Consider the following 21,983-nt stretch of genomic DNA (forward strand, 5'->3'; position numbering starts at 1 on the left):
CATGGCCTGGTCTGCCAACCAGTACTCGCTGTTCGAAGATGAACGTACCCGCGCCGTGCGCGACCTGCTGGCCGCCGTTCCGCCGCGACCGGTGCGGCACGCCACCGACCTTGGCTGCGGCCCGGGCAATTCCACCGAGGTGCTGCTGCAGCGCTGCCCGGACGCCCAGGTGACTGCGCTGGACAGCGACACCGACATGATCGACAAGGCCCGCGAGCGCAAGCGCCTGCACCTGCCGCGGGTGCGCTGCGAGGTTGCCGACATCGGCGGCTGGTCGGCACCCGAGCCGCAGGATCTGATCCTTGCCAATGCCTCACTGCAATGGCTGCCAGAACACGGCTCGCTGTACCCGCACCTGGTGCGCCAGTTGAGCGAGGGCGGCAGCCTGGCGGTGCAGACCCCGGACAACCTCGACGAACCGGCGCATCGGCAGCTGCGCGAGATCGCCAGTCAGGGGCCTTGGGCGGCCAAGTTCGCTGATCTTCAGCTACCGCCACGGCACACCGCCGGCTTCTACTACGACCTGCTCAGCCCACTGTGCACGCGGGTCGATGTCTGGCGTACCACCTATCATCATCCCCTGGCTGGCGGCGCCGAGGCGGTGGTGGACTGGTTCAAGGGGTCGGCGCTGCGGCCTTACCTGGCCCGGCTCGACGAGCACCAGCAGGCCAGCTTTCTGCAGATGTACCTGCAAGCCATGCAGCAGCACTATCCGCCAGCGGCCGACGGCAAGGTGCTGTTGGCGTTTCCGCGCCTGTTCGTGGTGGCCACGCGCTAGGGCCAAGCGTCAGAACACTTGTCGAGCCACTGCCCGAGGGCGTATAAACTGCACCCACTTTTGGCCGGTCGTTTCCGGAACCGGCCGCTGAAACAAAGAGAGTCGACATGGGCGCACAGTGGAAAGCCAAACATAGAGAAACAGCTGCCAATGCCAAGGGCAAGATCATGGGCAAGCTGGCCAAGGAAATTCAGATCGCCGCCAAATCCGGTGCCGATCCTGACATGAACCCGCGCTTGCGCTTGGCCATCGTCCAGGCCAAGAAAGCCTCCATGACCCGTGAGACCCTGGAACGCGCCATCAAGAAAGGCGCTGGCCTGGACGGCGATGCCGTGCAATACCATGCCGTGAGCTATGAAGGTTTTGCCCCGCACCAGGTGCCGTTGATCGTCGAATGCCTGACCGACAACGTCAATCGCACCGTGGCACAGATTCGCGTGCTGTTCCGCAAGGGTCAGCTCGGTGCCAGCGGCTCGGTCACCTGGGACTTCAATCACGTGGGCCTGATCGAGGCCATGCCCGAGGGCGATGCCGACCCCGAAATGGCCGCCATCGAGGCCGGCGCCCAGGATTTCGAAGAGGGTGAGGAAGAAGGCTCGACCTTGTTCATCACCGACATCACCGACCTTGACGCCGTGCAGAAGGCGCTGCCTGAACACGGCTTCACCGTCACCTCGGCAAAAATCGGCTACACGCCGAAGAACCCGGTGAGTGCAGCCAGCCTCAGCGCCGAGGCGTTGGCCGAAGTCGAAGCCTTCCTCGAAGCGATCGACGAGAACGACGACGTACAGAACGTCTACGTCGGCCTGACCGCCTAAGACACCGATCGGGCCGCTTGGCGGCCCGTTTTCAGGGTGCGCTCGATCAACCCAAGGTGCCTGCATGAACCCGGCTTTCGCCTCCCTCAGCCTTGCCCACCTGCGCACCCTCGACGTTCTCCTGCAATTGAAGAACCTCAGCCATGCTGCCGTCCGCCTGGATGTCGGCCAGTCGGCGCTGAGCCGGCAACTGGCGCACCTGCGTCAAGCCTTCGACGACCCACTGCTGGTGCGCCAGGGCCGTGGCTACGTATTGAGCGAATACGCCCAAGCGCTGGTCGAGCCGCTGCGCCAGGTGCTCGAGGAGCTCCAGGCCCTGCGCCAACCGGCGGCCTTCGATCCGGCACGCTGCGAGCGACGGTTCTGCCTGGCGGCTTCGGACTATGTGGCCGAGCACATGCTGCCGTTGCTGGTGACGGCGCTGGAGCGCGAGGCACCGGGGGTGTCGATCGACTATCGGAGTTGGCAGGCCGGGCAGTACGCCTTGCTGGCCAGTGGTGAGATCGACCTGGCCACCACGCTGTTCGAGGAGTCGCCCGCCAACCTGCACGGCCGCCTGCTCGGTGAAGACCGCGCCGTGTGCCTGATGCGCCACGATCATCCACTTACCCCACTGGCAGCGCTCACTCAGGCCGATTACCTGGGCTGCAAGCATGTGCGCATCTCCGGCGGCGGGGACAAGGACAGCTTCATCGACCGCCACTTGCGCGCCCAGGGCTTGCAGCGGCGGGTCTGCCTGGAGGTGCCGTTCTTCAGCGCGACCGTGCAGGTGCTGGGGCGCAGCCAAGCGATTGCTACGGTCCCCGAGCACATCGCTCGCCAACTGTGCCGTTTGCACGGTCTGGCCTGGCGTCCGTTGGCGTTCATCGAGCACACCCAGCGCTACTGGGTGGTCTGGCACCAGCGCCTGCATGCTTCGGCCGAGCACCGATGGTTGCGTGAGCGGGTGTATGCACTGTGGCGCCAGTCGCAGTTCGGGGTGCACGGCGGGGTTGCGGATCTGCCATAGCAGCTATGCGCCAGGCGGGCTTATTCGCGTCCGGGCGAGCGCCTAGACTGACGGCTCTTGAATCTTTCCACAGCCACCCGCGCAGGAGACCCGCCCGTGACCCCAGAACAGTTTCGCCGCCATGGCCACCAATTGATCGACCTGATCGCCGACTACCGTGAATCGGTCGCTGCGCGACCGGTCATGGCCCAGGTCGCACCCGGTTACCTCAAGGCGCAACTGCCGGCAACTGCGCCTTCGCAAGGCGAGCCGTTCGAGGCGATTCTGGCGGATGTCGACACGCTGATCATGCCCGGCCTTTCCCATTGGCAGCACCCGGACTTCTACGGCTATTTCCCCTCCAACGGAACACTGTCTTCGGTGCTTGGCGATTTCCTCAGCACCGGCCTGGGCGTGCTGGGGCTGTCGTGGCAATCGAGCCCGGCGCTCAGCGAGCTCGAGGAAGCCACGCTCGACTGGCTGCGCCAGCTGCTCGGGCTGTCCGCGCAATGGAGCGGAGTGATCCAGGACACCGCCTCGACCAGCACCTTGGTGGCACTGATCAGTGCCCGTGAGCGGGCCACGGACTATGGCCTGGTGCGGGGTGGCCTGCAGGCCGAAGCCAAAGCCCTGATCGTCTACGTCAGTGCGCACGCCCATAGCTCGGTCGACAAAGCGGCGCTGCTGGCCGGCTTCGGGCGCAGCAACATCCGCCTGATCGCCACCGACGCCGCCTATGCCATGTGCCCGCAGGCGCTGCAGGCGGCCATCGAGCAGGACCTGGCAGCGGGCAACCAGCCCTGCGCGGTGGTCGCAACCACCGGCACCACCACCACCACCGCGCTCGATCCGCTGCGGCCCATCGGGGAGATTGCCCAAGCCCACGGGCTGTGGCTGCATGTGGACTCGGCCATGGCAGGTTCGGCGATGATTCTGCCCGAGTGCCGCTGGATGTGGGATGGCATCGAGCTGGCCGACTCGGTGGTGGTCAATGCCCACAAGTGGCTGGGCGTAGCGTTCGATTGCTCGCTCTACTATGTGCGCGATGCGCAGCACCTGATTCGGGTGATGAGCACCAACCCCAGCTATCTGCAATCGGCGGTCGATGGTGAGGTGAAGAATCTGCGCGACTGGGGCATTCCACTGGGGCGGCGTTTCCGCGCCTTGAAGCTGTGGTTCATGCTGCGCAGCGAAGGGGTCGAGGCATTGCAGCATCGCTTGCGCCGCGACCTCGACAATGCACGCTGGCTGGCCGAGCAGATCGGGGCAGCGGCGCAGTGGCACATCCTGGCACCGGTGCACTTGCAGACCCTGTGCATCCGGCATTGCCCTGAAGGCCTAGAGGGCGAGGTACTGGATGCCCACACCCGGGCCTGGGCCGAGCGCCTGAACGCCTCCGGTGCCGCCTATGTGACGCCTGCGACACTACAAGGGCAATGGATGGTGCGGGTATCGGTAGGGGCGCTGCCGACCGAACGCGTGCACGTGGAGCACCTCTGGCGCCAGCTGCAGGCGGTGGTGGCGTAGCCACGGCCACTCGGCGTGCTGCCGGCAGGGCCGTCGCCCGGCCCTGCACCTGCAGTTATGAGCTTATCGCCTGAAAGCTGCCCTTGCGGCTGGCCTCGAACGCCTCTTTCTCCATCGGCCTGGCTTGCGGATTGCCCAGGTCCTCCATCGCCAGGCGGTGGGTTTCCGGAGCGATGTACGCCGCCAGCGCGCAGACGCAGGTGATGAAGAACGCCAGCGCGCCTACCACCAGCGGGATGTTCTGCGAACCCGGGGGCGCGACCAGGGCGAACAATGCTGGCAGCATGGCGGTGAGCATGGTGCCGATGTTCTGTGCGATGGCCATCGCCGAGACACGGTAGCGGGTCTGGAACAGCTCCGGGTAGAAGCTTGGGAAGACGGCGTTGTAGCCCTGGTAGACCATGCCCCACATGATGATCGACGCGGCAAACGCCAACGGCACATTGTGCAGGCTGATCGCATACAGGTAGACGAAGCCCAGCAAGCCTGAACCCAGGCAGCCCGCGATCATCGTCGGGCGGCGACCGATCTTGTCCGACAGGTTGCCCACGAAGGGGATCACCAGTACCGCGACGATATTGCCCACCACCGGAATCCACAGGTACACGCTCTTGTCGAAGCCGATGCCATAGGCCGGCTGCACGGCGTAGGCGGCGCCGAAGATGGTGGCGACCACTGGTATCACGTTCATCAACGCCATGAACATCACCAGCACCATGTGTTTCCAGCTGTGCCGGAAGGCCTCGCTGATCGGCGATCTGGCGACCTTGGCGTGTTTCTCTTCATTGACGAACGCTGGAGTCTCGTGTACTTCCCGGCGAATGATGAAGCCTGCGATCAGGACCACCGCGCTCATCAGAAATGGGATGCGCCAGCCCCAGTCGTTGAACGCCTCGCTCGGCATGAAGTAAGCCAGCGGCAAGAACACCGCAGCCGCCAGCACTTGCCCAGCCTGCACACCTTGCAGGGTGAAGCTTGCGTAATAGCCACGACGCCCAAACGGGGCGTGCTCCATGATCATCGAACTGGCACCGGAAATCTCACCGGCCACGGCGAAGCCCTGAATCAGTCGCAACACCACCAGCAATGCCGGCGCCAACAGGCCAATGTCGTGGTAGGTCGGCAGCAGGCCCACCGCCATGGTCGACAGGCCCATCAGGAACATGCACAGCAACAGCACATGCTTGCGACCACGGGTATCGCCCCAGTGGCCCAGCACGAAGGCGCCAATCGGGCGGGCCAGGTAGCCCACGCCGTAAGTGGCCAGCGAAGCGATGATGGCCATTTTTGGGTCACTGTTGGGGAAGAATATTTGCGGGAAGATCAACGCCGCAGCCTGGGCATAGATGAAGAAATCGTAGTATTCCAGGGCCGAGCCGATCCACCCGCTGGCGGTCGCTTTCTTGGCTTGGGAGCTTGAGTGAGCCATTGTGGTCTCCGTTGTTCTTGTAGGTCGTCGCACTGCTGGCGTCGCGCGCTGGCGGCCAAGCGAGGTGCGATCGCTTGTCGGGAGTAGGGCGTGGGTTTAAAGCGCAAGTGCGCGCAGGCGGTGCCTGCACAACAGAGACGAACGAGCAACTGCAGATCGCAAGGCGAAGTCGATGTACATAGGTCGGTACCCGGTTTATTGAATTTATCAGGGCGTGACGTTAGGCATGGTGGCGCAGGTTACAGCGAGCTTCCCAGGCGGCAGAGCAGGGGGGCTCGGCGACTACGTCCGGACTCATGTTTGCCCAGGGCCTGCAGTGACGCAATTCGCTGAATTCGCTTGTGTGCGGTAATCGAACGAAAAACTAACCATTTCGTACAAACAGATTGCCCGGGTGACTTTACCTGCGAATAATCGACAGTGCCATAAACCTGTGGGGTTTTGCCCTGTCGTCCGTCCAATAACAAGGAACCTACCATGCAGCGTTCGATAGCCACCGTGTCCTTGAGCGGCACTCTGCCGGAGAAGCTCGAGGCCATCGCCGCCGCCGGTTTCGACGGCGTCGAAATCTTCGAGAACGACCTGCTGTACTACGCCGGCAGTCCGCGTGAAGTGCGGCAGATCTGTGCCGACCTGGGCATCGCCATTTCCCTGTTCCAGCCCTTTCGCGATTTCGAAGGCTGCCGGCGCGAGCGCTTGCAGAAAAACCTCGACCGGGCCGAGCGCAAGTTCGACCTGATGCAGGAGTTGGGCACCGACCTGGTGCTGGTGTGCAGCAACGTGCAGGCCGACGCCCTGGGCGAGGAGCAGATGCTGGTGGACGACTTGCGCCTGCTTGCCGAACACGCCGGCAAGCGTGGCCTGCGCATTGGCTATGAAGGCCTGGCCTGGGGCCGCCATGTGAACACCTATCAGCAGGTGTGGAACCTGGTACGCCAGGCCGACCACCCGTCGTTGGGGGTGATCCTCGACAGCTTCCATACCCTGTCGCTCAAGGGCGACCCGACTGCCATCGCTGACATTCCTGGCGACAAGATCTTCTTCGTGCAGATGGCCGATGCGCCGATCCTGAACATGGACGTGCTGGAGTGGAGCCGGCATTTCCGCTGTTTCCCTGGCCAAGGTGAGATGGACCTGGCCGGCTTTCTCGCGCCGATCCTGAGCACCGGCTATCGCGGCCCGCTGTCGCTGGAAATCTTCAACGATGGCTTCCGTGCCGCGCCGCCACGGCAGAATGCTGCCGATGGTCTGCGCTCCTTGCTGTACCTCGAAGAACAGACGCGCCTGCGCCTGGCCCAGCAGGGCACCAGCCTCGAGCCGGGAGTACTGTTCAGCCCACCGGCCGCCAGTGCCTACGAAGGGGTGGAGTTTCTCGAGTTTGCCGTCGATGAGGCAGTCGGCGCGCGCCTTGGCGGCTGGCTCAAGCGCTTGGGCTTCGCCGAGGCCGGCAAGCACCGCAGCAAGGATGTGCGCCTGCTGCGTCAGAACGATATCAACATCGTGCTCAACGCCGAGCCCTATTCGTTCGGCCATAACTTCTTCGAAGCCCACGGTCCGTCGCTGTGCGCCACCGCCTTGCGGGTCAAGAACGAGCAGGCCGCGCTGCAGCGCGCCACGGACTTTCGCGGTCAGCCGTTTCGCGGCCTGGTTGGCCCTAACGAGTGTGAAGTGCCAGCGGTGCGCGCACCCGACGGCAGCTTGATCTACCTGGTCGAACAGGGCAAGCAGGGGCCGTCGTTGTACGACACCGACTTCCGCCTCGACGCAGCCGCCATGCCCAGCGGCGGGCTGCAGCGTATCGACCATATGGCTCTGGCATTGCCGGCCGAGGCGCTGGACAGCTGGGTGCTGTTCTACAAGAGCCTGTTCGATTTCGCTGCCGACGATGAAGTGGTGCTGCCTGATCCCTATGGCCTGGTCAAAAGTCGTGCCCTGCGCAGCCACTGCGGCAGCCTGCGTCTGCCGTTGAACATTTCCGAGAACCGCAACACGGCCATTGCCCACGCCTTGTCCAGCTACCGTGGCTCGGGCGTGCACCACATCGCGTTCGATTGCGCGGACATTTTCAGTGAAGTGGCGCGAGCCAAGGAGTCAGGGGTGCCGTTGCTGGAGATCCCGCTGAACTACTATGACGACCTGGCGGCGCGTTTCGACTTCACCGACGAGTTCTTGAGCGAGCTTGCTTACTACAACGTGTTGTACGACCGCGATGCCCAGGGCGGCGAACTGTTCCACGTCTACACCGAGCCCTTCGAAGAACGTTTCTTCTTCGAGATCATTCAACGCAAGGGTGACTACGCCGGCTATGGTGCGGCGAATGTCGCCGTACGCCTGGCGGCAATGGCCAAGCGGCGCAGCGGCGCGGTGCGCAAACCGGTGTTGTGAAACTGCAGGGGTGAAGTAGCGGCATCTGTTTAGCCAGCCGCAGGGATGGGCGGTGTCGCGGCAGCGACCTTGATGAGGTCAGTGCTGCCGCGCAACCTCATGCGTCGATCAGCGACGCAGCAAGCGGCTGACGACCAGCGCCAGGCCCGCTGCCACTGCCAGTGCAGTCAGCGGCTTTTCGCGCACGAACGTCGAGACGTTATCCAGTGCATCGCCGTAGGCTTTGGTGACCTGGCCCGAGGCCTGACGTGCGTCGCCTTCCGCTTCCAAGGCCGGGTCGCCCAGCCATTCACCGGCAACGCTTTGTGCCTTGCCAGTCAACTTGTCTGCTACGCCTTCGATCTGTTCACGCTTCATAGGGCTTTACCTTCCGTTAAAAGCTAATGGGCACAAGGTTAGGGCGCAGGCTTGTGGCGATAGTTCAAAACCCTTCGCACGCTTTTCCTGAAGTGTCGCTGCGCCATGGGCAACGCTTCCCTGCGCAGGCGCAGTCACGGATAATCGCCCGCTAATTCCAAAAATACTCCGTGAGCCCCCATGACCAACCCCGTAGCCCCCCTCAGCCCGCCTGAACCCTCGGCTACGCGCCAACCGCGCAAGAACAACCCCGAGAAAACCCGCGAAGACATCCTGCAGGCGGCGATCAACGAATTCGTCCAGCAGGGCCTGGCCGGCGCGCGCGTGGACGCCATTGCCGAGCGCACGGCGACGTCCAAGCGCATGATCTATTACTACTTCGGCAGCAAGGAACAGCTCTACGTCGAGTGCCTGGTCAAGCTGTACGGCGACATCCGCAAGACCGAGCAGAGCCTGGACCTGGAGTCGCTGCCGGCCGAGCAGGCCATTCGCCGGCTGGCCGAATTCACCTTCGATCACCACGATCGCAATGTCGATTTCGTGCGCATGGTCTGCACCGAGAACATTCACTACGGTGAATTCGTCAAGAAGTCACCGGTGATCCGCGAGATGAGCAGCCTGGTCCTGCAAGCGCTGGGCAGCACCCTGGCCCGGGGCGTGGAGGAAGGAGTGTTCCGTCCTGGCATCGAAGTCATCGACCTGCACATGCTGATGAGTTCGTTCTGCTTCTATCGGGTCTCCAACCGCCATACCTTCGGCGACATCTTCCAGATCGACCTGGCCGCCGAGCAGGTCAAGGCACGCCATCGGCAGATGATCTGCGAGGTGGTGATGAGCTACATCCGCGCCTAGGGCTCATTCGCCCAGGCGCTGTTCGCGCGAGGGTGGGTAGCCGAAATAGGCGGCGTAGCATTTGCTGAAGTGCGACACCGAGACGAAGCCGCAAGCCACCGCCACTTCCATCACCGACAGGTCTGAGTACTGCAGCAGGCGACGGCTCTTGGTGATGCGCAGCTCCATGTAGTAGCGCCGTGGCGAGGTGCCAAGCTGGGCCTGGAACAAGCGGTCGATCTGCCGTCGCGAGCGGCCGCTGTAGGCGGCCAGCTGATCCAGGCTCAGGGTTTCTTCGAGGTTGTTCTCCATCAGCTCGACGATGGTGCGCAGGTGCAGGCTCATGGACTTTTTCGCTCCCGGGCCTACCTGGCGGTAGCGTGCGCCTGAGAACGACAGGATTTCCTCCACGCCCTCGGCCAGGCCATCGCCATACAGGCGCCGTACCAGGCCCAGCATCAACTCCATGGCACCGTTGGGGCTGGCTGCACTGAGGCGGTCGCGGTCGAGGGTGAAACTCGATGGGGTAATACGCGTCTGTGGGCTGCGTTCGGACAGGCTGGCGCGCTGCTCGGGGTGAATGCTGCACCCATAGTCGTCGAGCACGCCGGCGCGGCCGAGGAACCAGGCGCCGTTCCACAGGCCGCCCAGGGCCATGCCATGGGCGGCGCAGTCAGCGAGCAGGCGATCGAGCTCGGGGTATTTCAATGCGGTGCGCAAGCCGCCGCAGACGATCAGCAAGTCCAGGCCCTTGAGCTCCTCGGCGCACAGTTCGGTGGCCACCAGCTCCAGGCCAAGGTCGCTGGTCACGCGGTCGCCGCTGAGCGCCAGCGGCGTGAAGTGAAAGCTGTCGGCGCGCAGCAAATTGGCGGTGACCAGCACGTCCAGGGCGACGGTGAAGCTGGCCATGGAAAAGTGCTCGAGCAGAATGAAATCCACTCGATAGGGCGCAGCCGGATTGTCGCTACTGGCCTTGAGCCGCAGCATGTTGCTGGTACTGGTTTTCTTGCTGAACTGACGTGGAATGGCCACTCTGGACTCCGTTTCCTGGCGTGCCAGCAGAGTGTGGGGGCAGCGTGAGGTAAAGACAATCTCTGCCAGAGGCGTGTCGTGCCCGATGTCGTAACCGGGCAAGTGGCCGGCCGTATGCCCGACTATCCGTCCGTTGACCTCGCCCGAACAACAAACCCTTTACCGCTCGGCTTGTTGGCTAAACTCAAAGGAACCACTGCGGCCGGCGGCGGCCAAAGCGGTACATGCCATTGGGAGAATGCACATGGAAATCGGAACGATCTGGATCATTGTCGCGGCCTTGATCATCCTGCTGGAGATCTGGGCCATCTGGCACATCATCGGCAGCGAACGCCGCGCCGAACGCAAGATGTTATGGATCGTGTTCGTGGTCTGGGTACCGATCGTGGGCTTGCTGGCCTGGGCCGTACGCGGGCCACGGGCGGCCAAGGGGCGGGCAGTGCTGGAAGAAAAGTGAGCCCAGGCGTATCAGGTGCGCGGCACTCGATACGCCCGTACAGTCTCAGGACAGGCTGAACGCGATGGCCGAGCCCAGGCCGTCGACCATCAGGCTGCCGCGAAACCTGATTCGCGACAGCACCTTCAGATCGCGCAGCTCATCCTTGATCCGTTCACTGACCAGTTTCTGCGCCTGGGTGATCCTGCCGGCCAGGGTGCTTCGATTCAGCTCCAGCTCGCCGAGCAGAGTGGTCTCGATGTGTTTGATGGTTTCCCACTCGACGCTGCGCAAGCGGCGCCGCGCATCGCGTGCGGCGTCCTCGTCGCTGTCGCTGCAAGGGCTTACGGTGTAGGCGAGCTGAAATGAATACAGTGCCATGGTCGTTCCTCTTATCAGGTGCCTGTGTTGGCTGTACTGGCCTCCATGCCGGGGCACTGAATGTAAACAGCCAAGCGGCTACTGCCTACACACGTGATGTCTAGTGTCGCTGTAGGTCGTGGGAAGTTTCTGGCTCCACGAAGCGGGGCACAGCGCCAGCGCTCAATTGAAAGTGGTCGATTAGCGCACGCATTGGCTTGCCCGCGGTGCACGCCGGTACGAATGAACTTCCTCAAGTCGTCGTATCTCTTCTAGAATCGGTGCTGTCGCACCTTCCCCTGGCGCAGCAATGAGCCGCGCCGCCGTCGAGACCGCCATGAGTTCCAGTACCCCGCTGTCCGGAGTCAACCAACCCCTGCGTGGCATCGCCCTGGTGGTGGTGGCGACGTTTCTGTTCGCCAGCCACGATGCGCTGTCGAAATTCCTCGGTGGGCTGTACCCGATCGTCATGGTGGTATGGGCGCGGTACGTCGTGCATACGCTGCTGATGGCCGGGATTTTCCTGCCTCAATCCGGCCTGAACGTACTGCGCACACGCCGCCCGCTGTTGCAAACCCTGCGCGCCCTGAGCCTGCTGAGCACCAGCCTGTTGTTCACCACAGGCCTGCAATACCTGCCACTGGCCGAGGCTACCGCGGTCAACTTTCTTGCACCGGTGCTGGTCACCGCACTGTCGGCGCCGCTGCTCAAGGAACGGGTGACGCCGGGGCAGTGGCTGGCGGTGGTGCTTGGATTCATCGGCGTGGTGGTGGTGGTGCACCCAGGCGGGGCGATGTTCACCCCGGCCATTCTCTTGCCTTTCGGCTCGGCATTGGGTTTTTGCTTCTACCAACTGCTCACGCGCATTCTTTCCGCCTACGACAGTCCCACCACCAGCAACTTCTACGCGGGGTTGTGCAATACCGTGGTGATGAGTGCGCTGGTGCCGTTTTTCTGGGAGGTGCCGCGCTGGGAGCATGCCTTGCTGATGCTGGCCTTGGGCGGCTTTGGCATGAGCGCACACTTGTTGCTGACCCAGGCCTTTCGCCACGCTGCGCCCGCGCTGCTGGCGCCGTTCAGCTACTGCCAGATCGTCTTCGCCGGGCTGCTGGGCTTGTTGATCTACCGTCAGGTACCGGACAGCGCCAGTCTTTTGGGCATCGCCATCATCTGCTTGAGCGGCCTCGGGGCGGCCTGGATGCAGCGCAAGCGCTGAGCGATGCTTGCAGCGCCGCCGTTTCAGGCAGCGGGTGCAACCGGCAAGCGCCGATAGAGCGGGCGCGGCGTGCTCGGGTCGAGCTCGGTCAGCTTGCAGCCGGCGCGGTGGAAACCGGCGCGTTCGGCCAGGCGCTGACTGGCCAGGTTGTCGATGTCGGTGGTTAGCCATACCGGCGCCTCGACCGCGTCCAGCAGGCAAGTCAGTGCTTCGCGCATTAGCCCCTGGCCTGTGCTGGCCTGGCTGGCCCAGTAGCCAACCTCGTATTCACCCTGGCCGGGCCGCAGGCCGAGGCAGCCGATTACCTCGCCGCTGCCAGGGGCCAGGACGAAGAAGCGTTTTTCCTTGTCTGGCTGAAGAAATTCTTCGGCGCTCAGCTGCAGGCTGTCGACCACTTCAGCCAAGCTCCAGTTCGGCTTGGCCCAGGCGAGAAACGGTTGGTGCAGGTCATAGCTGTCGAGCAGCGCCTGCTGCAACTGCTGGGCGAATGCGACGGCTGGACGCACCAGCATCGTGCGGGCGGTCGATAGGGTACGGGGCAGGGTGGGATAGGGCATTGCGGGCCTTCCTGGCGGCTGATCGGGATGTAAGCATAATACCTATGCCGCTTGGATGGGCCTGCTTGGCACGCTAAGGAGAACTGCTGAATCGTACGCGCTTCGACAAGCGCGTAAAAGTTTATGCCGCGATGGCCTCGCTGGCTGTTGACATGCCTATAGGTAGCGGCTTTAGCAAGCAAAGCCTCAAGAGAGGTACTCTTTAAATAATGCTATAAGAAAAAAGTGCCCGGTATACACCTGGGCACTTTCGGTAATGAGTATTGACTACGGAACTTGCCTAACGCCTTTTGTATAATTAACGATATCGTTTGCCGAGTAGATCGCTGCGAGTTTCATGTCGTACAACATTTTCGGCGTATTTGGCGGGGCGATCAATGACGCTGTGCCGCGGCAGAACATTCCATTGACTGTGTTGTAACGATGGCCGTTCAATTCCAATATGTTCAAGATTGAGTCGAATGATGCCGCTCCGTGAACTTGCAGGTAGTCGAAGCTGTAGGAATTTGCGATTCTTGCAATCGCTGCGTGAAAAAGATCTGTTGGTTTTCCTGCGAGCGCGGGCAACTCAGTGGCCACGTCGGCAGCGCTTAGCTCGGAAATAATGTAGTTGGGAACCACACTGGAATAAATCCGCTCTGACGGCTTGCTCACGCCCATCAGGACGCTGTCATAGCTTTTTCCCAGCATCATTGCCTTAAGCCCCTCGCGCGTATAGAAGTGAACTTCGGGGGCGACTGTGGTGCCAAAGTATTCTGGCACATCTGCTCCTGCGGGTCCTCCTCGTTTGAGTCCATCGACGCGTGTGCCATGGCCATTGATGAACAACCCTTTCGAGTTCTGTACGGAGTGAAGCGTGAAATTTTCACCATGGAGGGACAGCAGTGGGTATGCCCCGCCAGGTAATGTCGCATGTCCTCGCTCTAACACATTCTTAATAGGGGAGCCAAATGCCTTCGATAAGTTTCGCAGTTTTCTCATTTCACGGATTGATCGAATGCCTTTGACTGCCTTTCTTCCGGCACTTAACAGTGCCCTGCCTGCCTTGACAAGGCCCTTGCCGGACATGTCGATAAGATCAACGGCCAGGCTCGCCCAGCCTAGTTTTTCAGAGAGCGCTGGGTTATCGCGCTGCGTGGCCAGGGCCGCCGCTCCCAGTCCGAACCCTAAAAGGCCGAAGCCCAGCATCAGTGCGCCTGCTGCACCACCGGTCATAACGGATAATCCGACGATCAGCAAAGTGCCGTAAACCAGTAGCACCCATTCCCACCATGCAGCAGGCTCATGATGCGGTGGCTTGGTGTCGCGAATCATCTCATCTAGAGACGCCAGACTGACTGACTCTTCGCGGCGGCTGATCATGATGCGCCCGCTCGGATCGTGCCAGTTAACGGGGTCGCGGCCTGCGCAATAAGCGCGGTCATTCAACCCGCCATTATCAAACGGACTCAGACCGTCCCCTTGAAAGAAGGCCTGATGGCGAGGGTCGTAGACGCGGTGGCCGTTGCCGAGATGATAGCTGCCCGTGACCGGATCGACACGCTGACCGTTATAGCCAAGACCGCTGTTCAGTGCATTGAGGTTTTCCAGTGGAGCCTCGCCCCAAGGAGTAAAGCCAACTGACCGGCTTTCCCACTCGCTTTTACGGTTGAGCGAATACTCTTCTCCACCGCCGTTTTGCGGATCTGCGAGCACAAAAAATGTTTGCGTACTTTGTCTGTCCGCGGCAATGTTCCGGCACTGCACGATTAGACCAACTTCCTCGTCGAGCACACGCTGGCGTTGCGGCTTGTTGTTCGCGTCGAGCCAGACCTCACCACACAGGAGAGCGCCATGGTATTGCAACACTCGTCGTTGCTGCTTGCGCTCATCCCATTGCGTGGCCAGCCTTCCAAGTTGGTCGTATTCATAGTGCGTAATAGCCTGCTCATTAGCACCCATGCTGACGGCAAGCACTTTGCCCTCTGGGGTATAAGTGATCACTTGCCCCAACGCATCTCGGGTGAGGCTACCGTTCTCATCGCTGACTAGTTTGAGAATAGTTGGCTGCCCAGCTTTTCCATCTTGAGCTGTGCGTGTGACAGTGACTTGAGTACGCTCGGTCGGTTGCGATGGATTGGTATACGCGTAGACTCGCGTTTCTTTCGCGCCGTCAAGGTGAAGCGTTGTGCACGTCGAAACGTTACCAAGCACATCATAGGTGTAGGTTTGTTCTTTGATGGCTTGATTGTTTGCGTCCCTGATCTCGAAGCCTTCGCTTGCGACGACGGTCCAGTGCTTGAGCTCATTGCGATCGGCCTCGTACTCATAGGTTTCGGTACGAGTTGCCGAATTGTCACCATTGCGGTACCACGCCTTGCTTAACAATTGGCCCGTCGAGGACCAGCGCTGTTCATAACGGCTCTTGACCTCACCGTCGAGGAAGTATGTGCGCTGGGATTCTCGGCCAAGGCTGTCGTAATCATATGAAATAGCCATGTTGCGGCCGCTGCTTCGGTCATTGATGTTCATGTGCTCAATTTCGCCCTGAGCGGCATAGCGGTAGCGATACTCAAACTGCCCGCGGCGTACCCGTATACGGCGATTTTGCGCATCCGTCCAGGCGCGGCTAATGGCGCCGTTAGACGACTCAAGAACAGTGGCGTTATTACGTAGGGAGTGCAGTACCCGTGCGTGCTGTCGTAAGCCGCGAGTTGATTGCACTATACTCAGTTGCCCAAGCAACCGCGGCGCTTGGCTTTCAGCGCTGATACGGCTTTGCAGGTTTGCTTTAGTGGCTGTTCGCTCTGACTGCATGGACTGGGTGATTGCGTTGTAGCTAAAGGAAGCGATTTTAGTTTTCGCGCCACGCCTTTCCTTTGCCTCGCTGTACCACGTCACGGTATTACCGTCAGTGCTACTTTCACTCCAAACCTTAGCACCATCCGGCCGCTGGTAGCCACTGTCATGAAAGTTGAATACCCGCGATGAGTTCTCGGTACCTACGGTTCTGGACAACACCCGAGCACCTGCATTGCCGGGGCCACGCAGTTCTTGTTGGCCCAGTTGCACCTCGTGATCAGTTGCTGATTTGATGCTGACCCGCACGGGGGTATTGCTCAACCCTTTGAAAGCCCATTTCACTAGTGCTCCATTTGGCGCTGTGGTCTGAGTACGGCGCCCCAATTCGTCGTACTCATGTTTCCATTCTCTTTTGATGTTTCCCAAGGATTCTGTAATGAGAACGCACTGGCCGCGAGCATTGATACGTTGCTCGGTATGCAGCGGCTGGTCATCCATTCGCTTGTGCATTTTGTTCCAATGCTGGTGGTGCAGTTCGAGCGTAATGCGGCCGTCGCGATGATTTTTTTGTGTTTCAACTTGGCAGTGCAAAGGCCCCTTCAGCACAGTGCCAGTTGTCAGCGCCGTGCTCAGACCTTGCGACCCATCTTCCTCGACCAGGGTCTGCTGCAACTCGCTCTGCCAGAACCAGTCTCGCAGGTGAGATGGCAAACTGGCACCGTCGTTACGCACGCACAGGCCGCCTGGGTGATAGTCATAAGTACAGCAGGATTGCATTTCGCCATTCGCACCGTATGCTATTTCTTCAAGACAGACATAATCTCCGGCTAAGTCGTTGGGTCCGGGCTGGCGTTGCATTTCTCGGCGCACCGGACGTTGAAGCCCATCGATCAACGTGCGCGTAGTACGGCCATCCGGGCCCACAGAGGTCACGTAGGTACCATTTACCGAATCGGCCAGCGTATGGGTGGTCTTCGCGAGCGCAGCGCCATCGGCACGCCCAGAGGTAAAGCAACCTTCGTCCCAGTCGTAGGCTGTGCTGCTCAAAAGCCGGTTACGGGCATCGTAGGTGTGATACACCATGCCGCTGGGCCGGCCCAACTCGTCTTGCGTCGTTTCACGCATCACAAGACCGCTGTGCGCGGAGCGTACATGGTGAGCCACAGTCGCCGTCAGCTTCAGTCCACGCCATTCGAAGGGGGATTCGCTCTTGCTCGACAGCGTGCCGCAGGTTGCATCTGCAGTCGTCGTTTCCTTAAGAATGTGAGTTTGGCGAGCTTCATTGTTTTTATACCAACGGGTGGAAGTCGTTACGGTTTCGCTCAGCCCACCGCTCTCTGAGTTACTCACCTGCTGCAAGCTGACTAGAAGCCCATCGCGGCCTTCAGCTTTAACGAGGGTCCACGGTGTGTTGGAGGTGTCGACCGTGACACCCTCCAAGCTCAGGATCGTGTCGGGAGTCAGAATCCCCAAACTGTCCTTATGGGCATCGGCATAGCCGAAGAGTAAAATACTCATTTCCGAGCGGCTACCATCTGGGAACACTAGATAGCTGCACTGCGCCAGCAACGGAGGTGAACTGGCGTCCGGGAGCTCTGGACATGACAACACCTGGGCGGATGCGGCTGCTTGGTCCTGTTCAACTTTGAGCCCTTTCAACAAATGAGCGGTCTTCGGAACTTGATCACTGCGATCAGGTTTTTCGGCGCTTGCCTGCGTTCTGTAATAGCAAAGGTGGGTGGTGTACCCATCCTCAGTGACGGTTGTTGTCAGCAGCCCGAAGTTGGCGTCGTAGGTGAAGTGGGTCGTTTCTGTCACCCGTCCGCAAGCAGGTTGAGTCATCGGAGTGGCGGTTGCTTCCAGGCCTGTGTTCATGATTGGCTCTCCACAACGGAGTCGTCGGTAGTATTGCCCTGAGCGGCGGGATTGATGGTGCTGGAGCGCAGATCTTCGGTTGTCACTGTCGTGCATATAGGCTGAGTCGCCAGGCGATAAATCACGGTTGCGTCAGTGCTTGTGATCGCGTCTGGGTACGTCATCTCTGTAGTTTCACGACTCAAGCCAGGCGTCGTTACAACGACCTTCGTTTCCACCAATAGGCCATTTATGAGCTGCCATGTCCGACGCGTAGAGGGACCAAGGAGACGGCTGCCGGTCTCCAGGCTACGGGTGGCGGTGAAGCTATCGCCTTCGCTCATGCCAAACCCGCTGTTTTTACCTTCCCACTCCCAAATATGAGTGATGGGCTGCTGCCCTGCGCCTGGCAACAAGGTATGGCGCAGCACCCGGGAAAGAGGGATGAGCGTGGTGCTGGTATCCCAATGTTTCCACATCGGTGCATAACTCACGTATTCCAGAGAGCCATCTTCTTCGGCCACTGAGCACAGCACGCGGTCGAGGACCGGCTCACCTTCGTAGCCAAACACCACCGTTTGCACCGGGTTGGCTTCGTTTTTTCCTTGACGTTGGAGTTGCGTCAGCAGGCAGTCCTCAATTTTGAGGGTTACGGTGTATTGCTCGTCAGTGCCCGGCCAAACCGTAAAGGAGCTGGAATAGGTCCCCGTTGCTTTCGGCGTTTCATGGTTTGCCGTAAGCAGCTGGATATCGCCATCCGCGATCGAGTTCAGTCGAACATGGCCTCTTTTACTTTCCCAGGCCAGTGTAAGCGTGCCACCTTGCGGTGAGGTGATGCTTGTGGGTACCAGCATGAGCGCTTTGCGGTTCATCTCCTTCTCAAGCTTTTCGATGTCTGTAATTTTATCGTTGAAATTGGTAGTTTGCTCCGTTGTCAGTCCTGATTCCTTGAGCCACTGTTGCAAGTTCTCCTTGATTTTTTGCAGTTTACGAATGAATGCGTGCTTGTAATCCTCACTCGCTTCCTGGCCATCATGGGGACTGGGTTTGGCCAAAGTTTCCATGCGCCCAGAGGGAAGGATCACTTTCAAGCCCGTCAATGATGCGTAATTACCAGTTGCACCCGTGAGCGTGACCCCACTGATGGCCAGGCGCTTTGCGCCTTTTGCCGATTGAATGTGGTCAGCAGTGAGTGTGATGGTCTGACCAGTGTGCAATGTCAATCTGTGCAGACGATTGTCATAAGCACTGAAGCGCAATGCCCAACCGTCACCCAAGGCACTTTCATTGGCGCGCGTGGCGGAGTAGTGAAGGGTAAGATCGATCTGCGGCCCCTTGCCCGACAGCCCACAAATTATCCCGATGGGATAGTGGGCGTGAAACAGGCCGGTCTTTGGATCGACACCGTTTTCGCTCGCGCCGCTGACGTCATAGACTGCAGAACCCACTGTATTGGCATAATCCGCACACAGCGAGTCCTTCGGCGTAAAAGTACGTCCACAGAAGGGGGGGTGTATTTTAAAAGCTGTTTGCGGGTATCGAACGCCTTCGAGCGAGAGGCAACGGCGGGGAGGGGTTATTCCCGCACGGCTTACTCGGCTAGCGCTGCACAACACTTCATCTGCTTCAAGATCGCACGAAGTAGGAATGTACAACCGGAAACCGCCGAGTGCAGTACGACAATCGGGTGGCAGGTCAGGTGCGAAATCTGACGTATAAGAAATGAAGCGAACACCTTTGTCGATAACGCTGGGGGTCAGCTGCAGGTGAAGGTACTCGCTGGAGACTGCGCTGAGCGGGGCGTCATCTTTGGGTTCCGAGAAAGCGATGACTAACTGATACTCGTTACTTGATATGCACTCTGTCCAGTGTCTTTGATAACTGTTCATTGCGCTGGTGTAATGGGGAGGGGATGACGTCATGCGCAGCTGCCATACGTCTTTTTGCGGATAGTGCGCATCACGCTGCGACAGTCTGGATGCGACCAATGCAGGTACATTGGCAGAGGGAATGTAAAATCCAAAGTTAGGGCGTTCAATCAGCTGACGGGTGAACTCAGAATGGGGGCGATTTTTGACTTCTTTCCGGTCGCGTGGAGTCAGAGGCGCTTCGCCCAGAGCGATGATTGCCGAAAAGTATTTATGATAGTTGGTCACATAAGCGTTTTCTTCAGGTTTGAGCTGAGCGTATTTTTCAGCTTCCTCCCACATCAGATAGTCACGTAAATAAGTGAATTCAGGATGGAGATCGGGGATCGCGTTAATGCTCGGGGTAGGTGCTAAACTAGCCCTTTCGGCGGTGATGACGCTTTGCAGCCCCTGAGGAAGCCAGAGGGTATGCGCTGATAAGCGGTGCAACTCTCTTTCTGGCTGTGGTGAAAGCGTTTCGGCTATACCCCACAATGCCAATGGCTCGTCAAATGTCGCAGCCAAGCCCTGGACCCAAAGTCCAAGATCATCGACCTGCTCCGTGTCCGGCTGGAAAGTCCAGCTGTTAACCACCTGCCCGTTCCAGCGCTCTCTCAACATCAAACTCAAGCCTTCCTTGTAACCGTTGTACAGTTGCTCGAGCGTTAGTGATTCTCCCTCCGGCGTTTCCAGCGCCGGCTCATAATGCTCGGCTAGCCCGGGCAGGCCCTGCACGATGACTCGCGCAGGGAGTGGCATGACCCAGAGATGCCAGTCAAGGATTGAACTGGGTCTGTCGTCTGGCGAATGGCTATCCCCTAGGCGCAGATAATCGCCCAAGTCTGATGCCTTGAGAGCTGCGGCAATTGAACTGAGGCATTGTTCAGCGCTGCGGTCGGACTGTGGGACGGTGTAGCAGAAGGGGGAGCCTGGCAACTGAGTGCTGCTGTATTGGTCGAAATAATAGAATTTGATAACCTCGCCTGCACGCGGCGTGAATGCACTCACTGAGTGGTGCTTTCTCCAAGCCAGGGCGTCAATCTCGACCGATAGGTTGGAGTTCTGTGGAATCCACAGGGCATTGCCACTGGCTGCCGCTTCGATAGTGACCCTGTCCGAGCCCAGCGCTCCTGCACGGAGCATCCCATACGCACTGGTGACCGCCAGGTGCCGACCGTTAATCACTTCGCAAAGCCCCTTGGGCCAATCGCTTGCATTGGCGCCTTTCACAACGCCGGGCTTATACAGGTGAGTTTCATACAGGCGCAGTGTCGTTCTGTCTCGCACCTGCACCGAGACAATATCGCCCTGAGCCGGGGGTAGGTCGGGCAGATGGCCTGCTATTACCTGGTTGGCTTGGAATGGGGCGTTAGTGATTAATCTACAACCATCTGCGTAGTGCCAGAGCCGATCAAGGCTACGTTTATCTGCAGGGGTCTTCTTCAGCAAGCCGGCTGTGCGCAGCCCGACTTTGGTAATATCCAGATTGCCGACCTCTGTCAAATAACCCGCATCTAACCATTTGTTACCTTTCGCATCCACAGGCGCAAGGTTGATCGCTGAAAGTAATGCCGTCGGCCATGCCTCCTTGGCGAGGTTGCCTTTATCCGCTGTGAAGTGAACGCACTTGAGCACGCACCCATTACGTGTATCTACAGCCCAGGCCTTCACACACTCGCCCACTTGGAGATCTCGATCGGCCAACAAAAAGCCCGGACTGTTCCAGAGGTGTCTACCTGCCCCTAGAGTGGCGGGTTCGAATCCCGTCATATCGGGTAGGAGATCATCAACGAAGCGGTCGAAGGACTGCCCCCATTGCAGGGGCGCAAAGGGCAACTCTATGACTTCTTCTTCTGCGCCTGTCGGATTGGAGGCCTCGTCCTTTAGCGGCGCTCGGAGCGCACGCTCTGCGGCAACTGATTTTGCCATTACTGGCGCGACGCCTTCCAGGCCGGCCAGTGAATAGAGGGTGACTATTGTGTTGGTGGGTATTACTATTTCTTCGGTAGGAGTGGGGAAGTAGCTGATTAAGTCGTATTCTGAGGCGAGCTTTTCATGCAGTGAAGTTAGCAACGGGTCAGAGGCTAGCGTAATTTCACTTAGGTCGCTCGTGAACGAAATGTCTTTTATAAAGGCCAGTAGGCCATAGGCTTTCATGAAATCTGGCAGAATGGAATCATTGAGCCCGCCCTCATGAAGTCCTGAACTCGGCCACTGCTCGGCCTCTGGAAATTCCATCGGTTGAGCGAGTTCAAGCAGGACTACAGTATGAGGGGCAGAGAGCTCTAGCAGATCTGTAAGCGCTCGTTTCTTGATGCCCGCGTTAATGAGTTTATTGAGTAAGTGGTCGTAAGTATCATTATAGTTGCAGTAAAGGGATGGGTTGGTGCTGTAGACGCTGATTACCTCTGCCGGGATGCCGTCGATACCAGTCAATATGCCTGAATGTTCTCCCTGTTTCCCCCTCATGTTGAAGTCGTCATATAGACGCCGTACAGGATATTTTCCGTCTTTGTCTTCATAGTCTACAGTGATGCCGGCGTCATCGGCGCTGATGAACCACGCCGATCTGTTGGACTCATCGAGCTTCACACGGTCACCTTTCTTGAGGTGCGCGTTTTCAATTATTTTTTTGTTATAACCCACTTTGGTCATATCGGAAAACCGGCCCATGCTTCACTCCTTAGTAAGGTTTGAGAAAACATGAAGAGCAGATTGCGTCACTGC

At 59.5% G+C, this 21,983-nt stretch carries 15 protein-coding genes; 8 read left to right on the top strand and 7 right to left on the bottom strand.

Going from position 1 to position 21,983, the window contains the following annotated elements; genetic code table 11:
• Position 1: 1 nt before the first annotated feature.
• From tam to FS665_RS02630, 4 genes are all read left to right on the top strand, one after another.
• Positions 2 to 778 (top strand): trans-aconitate 2-methyltransferase, encoded by a 777-nt coding sequence (gene tam / locus FS665_RS02615; protein ID WP_145182925.1) that lies wholly within the window; start codon positions 2 to 4, stop codon positions 776 to 778.
• Positions 779 to 885: 107 nt separating this feature from the next.
• Complete coding sequence (locus FS665_RS02620) at positions 886 to 1,596, top strand: YebC/PmpR family DNA-binding transcriptional regulator (protein ID WP_145182928.1); 711 nt, start codon at positions 886 to 888, stop codon at positions 1,594 to 1,596.
• A gap of 64 nt (positions 1,597 to 1,660) precedes the next feature.
• A complete protein-coding gene (locus tag FS665_RS02625; protein WP_145182930.1) occupies positions 1,661 to 2,605 on the top strand; it encodes a LysR family transcriptional regulator in 945 nt (314 codons plus the stop codon).
• 96 nt (positions 2,606 to 2,701) lie between these two features.
• On the top strand, positions 2,702 to 4,111 hold the full coding sequence (locus FS665_RS02630) for a DOPA decarboxylase (protein WP_145182933.1): 1,410 nt from the start codon (positions 2,702 to 2,704) through the stop codon (positions 4,109 to 4,111).
• Positions 4,112 to 4,166: 55 nt separating this feature from the next.
• Here FS665_RS02630 and FS665_RS02635 read toward each other — a convergent pair whose 3' ends face one another.
• Entirely contained in the window at positions 4,167 to 5,540 is a 1,374-nt protein-coding gene (locus tag FS665_RS02635) for an MFS transporter (RefSeq protein WP_145182936.1), read from the bottom strand.
• A gap of 477 nt (positions 5,541 to 6,017) precedes the next feature.
• Between FS665_RS02635 and quiC the strand changes: the two genes are divergently transcribed.
• Positions 6,018 to 7,925, top strand: a complete 1,908-nt coding sequence (quiC, locus tag FS665_RS02640) for a 3-dehydroshikimate dehydratase QuiC (RefSeq protein WP_145182939.1) — start codon at positions 6,018 to 6,020, stop codon at positions 7,923 to 7,925.
• Between the two features lie 108 nt (positions 7,926 to 8,033).
• Here quiC and FS665_RS02645 read toward each other — a convergent pair whose 3' ends face one another.
• Positions 8,034 to 8,282: a CsbD family protein gene (locus FS665_RS02645; RefSeq protein ID WP_145182941.1), complete on the bottom strand. Its 249-nt coding sequence runs from the start codon at positions 8,280 to 8,282 to the stop codon at positions 8,034 to 8,036.
• 180 nt (positions 8,283 to 8,462) lie between these two features.
• Between FS665_RS02645 and FS665_RS02650 the strand changes: the two genes are divergently transcribed.
• Complete coding sequence (locus FS665_RS02650) at positions 8,463 to 9,134, top strand: TetR/AcrR family transcriptional regulator (protein WP_145182944.1); 672 nt, start codon at positions 8,463 to 8,465, stop codon at positions 9,132 to 9,134.
• A gap of 3 nt (positions 9,135 to 9,137) precedes the next feature.
• Here the strand turns inward: FS665_RS02650 and FS665_RS02655 are convergent, their stop codons facing one another.
• Positions 9,138 to 10,145: a GlxA family transcriptional regulator gene (locus tag FS665_RS02655; protein WP_145182947.1), complete on the bottom strand. Its 1,008-nt coding sequence runs from the start codon at positions 10,143 to 10,145 to the stop codon at positions 9,138 to 9,140.
• Between the two features lie 244 nt (positions 10,146 to 10,389).
• Between FS665_RS02655 and FS665_RS02660 the strand changes: the two genes are divergently transcribed.
• A complete protein-coding gene (locus FS665_RS02660; RefSeq protein WP_145182950.1) occupies positions 10,390 to 10,602 on the top strand; it encodes a PLD nuclease N-terminal domain-containing protein in 213 nt (70 codons plus the stop codon).
• A gap of 45 nt (positions 10,603 to 10,647) precedes the next feature.
• Here the strand turns inward: FS665_RS02660 and FS665_RS02665 are convergent, their stop codons facing one another.
• Positions 10,648 to 10,962, bottom strand: a complete 315-nt coding sequence (locus tag FS665_RS02665) for a hypothetical protein (protein WP_145182953.1) — start codon at positions 10,960 to 10,962, stop codon at positions 10,648 to 10,650.
• Positions 10,963 to 11,278: 316 nt separating this feature from the next.
• Here FS665_RS02665 and FS665_RS02670 point away from each other — a divergent pair, with 316 nt between their 5' ends.
• A complete protein-coding gene (locus FS665_RS02670; RefSeq protein ID WP_145183356.1) occupies positions 11,279 to 12,157 on the top strand; it encodes a DMT family transporter in 879 nt (292 codons plus the stop codon).
• Positions 12,158 to 12,180: 23 nt separating this feature from the next.
• On the opposite strand, the gene FS665_RS02675 is transcribed toward FS665_RS02670, so the two are convergent.
• The 3 genes from FS665_RS02675 to FS665_RS02685 form a co-directional block, all read right to left on the bottom strand.
• Positions 12,181 to 12,714, bottom strand: coding sequence for a GNAT family N-acetyltransferase (locus tag FS665_RS02675; RefSeq protein ID WP_145182956.1), 534 nt, complete (start codon positions 12,712 to 12,714; stop codon positions 12,181 to 12,183).
• A 267-nt stretch (positions 12,715 to 12,981) separates the two neighbouring features.
• A complete protein-coding gene (locus FS665_RS02680; RefSeq protein WP_178108283.1) occupies positions 12,982 to 17,370 on the bottom strand; it encodes an RHS repeat-associated core domain-containing protein in 4,389 nt (1,462 codons plus the stop codon).
• The gene (locus FS665_RS02685; protein WP_145182962.1) at positions 17,367 to 21,929 is read right to left on the bottom strand and encodes a hypothetical protein; all 4,563 of its coding nucleotides are present in this window, start codon (positions 21,927 to 21,929) and stop codon (positions 17,367 to 17,369) included. The genes FS665_RS02680 and FS665_RS02685 overlap by 4 nt, the downstream gene beginning before the upstream one ends.
• Positions 21,930 to 21,983 lie beyond the last annotated feature (54 nt).

The organism is Pseudomonas sp. URMO17WK12:I11, from assembly GCF_007677725.1.
In the GTDB taxonomy this organism is placed as follows: Bacteria; Pseudomonadota; Gammaproteobacteria; order Pseudomonadales; family Pseudomonadaceae; genus Aquipseudomonas.

Excerpts from the sequence above, each read along its gene's own strand:
- FS665_RS02635 (WP_145182936.1), bottom strand. The coding sequence starts at position 5,540 with ATGGCTCACTCAAGCTCCCAAGCCAAGAAAGCGACCGCCAGCGGGTGG.
- FS665_RS02670 (WP_145183356.1), top strand. The coding sequence starts at position 11,279 with ATGAGTTCCAGTACCCCGCTGTCCGGAGTCAACCAACCCCTGCGTGGC.
- tam (WP_145182925.1), top strand. The coding sequence starts at position 2 with ATGGCCTGGTCTGCCAACCAGTACTCGCTGTTCGAAGATGAACGTACC.
- FS665_RS02645 (WP_145182941.1), bottom strand. The coding sequence starts at position 8,282 with ATGAAGCGTGAACAGATCGAAGGCGTAGCAGACAAGTTGACTGGCAAG.
- FS665_RS02665 (WP_145182953.1), bottom strand. The coding sequence starts at position 10,962 with ATGGCACTGTATTCATTTCAGCTCGCCTACACCGTAAGCCCTTGCAGC.
- FS665_RS02620 (WP_145182928.1), top strand. The coding sequence starts at position 886 with ATGGGCGCACAGTGGAAAGCCAAACATAGAGAAACAGCTGCCAATGCC.
- FS665_RS02625 (WP_145182930.1), top strand. The coding sequence starts at position 1,661 with ATGAACCCGGCTTTCGCCTCCCTCAGCCTTGCCCACCTGCGCACCCTC.
- FS665_RS02680 (WP_178108283.1), bottom strand. The coding sequence starts at position 17,370 with ATGAACACAGGCCTGGAAGCAACCGCCACTCCGATGACTCAACCTGCT.
- FS665_RS02650 (WP_145182944.1), top strand. The coding sequence starts at position 8,463 with ATGACCAACCCCGTAGCCCCCCTCAGCCCGCCTGAACCCTCGGCTACG.
- quiC (WP_145182939.1), top strand. The coding sequence starts at position 6,018 with ATGCAGCGTTCGATAGCCACCGTGTCCTTGAGCGGCACTCTGCCGGAG.
- FS665_RS02660 (WP_145182950.1), top strand. The coding sequence starts at position 10,390 with ATGGAAATCGGAACGATCTGGATCATTGTCGCGGCCTTGATCATCCTG.
- FS665_RS02685 (WP_145182962.1), bottom strand. The coding sequence starts at position 21,929 with ATGGGCCGGTTTTCCGATATGACCAAAGTGGGTTATAACAAAAAAATA.
- FS665_RS02675 (WP_145182956.1), bottom strand. The coding sequence starts at position 12,714 with ATGCCCTATCCCACCCTGCCCCGTACCCTATCGACCGCCCGCACGATG.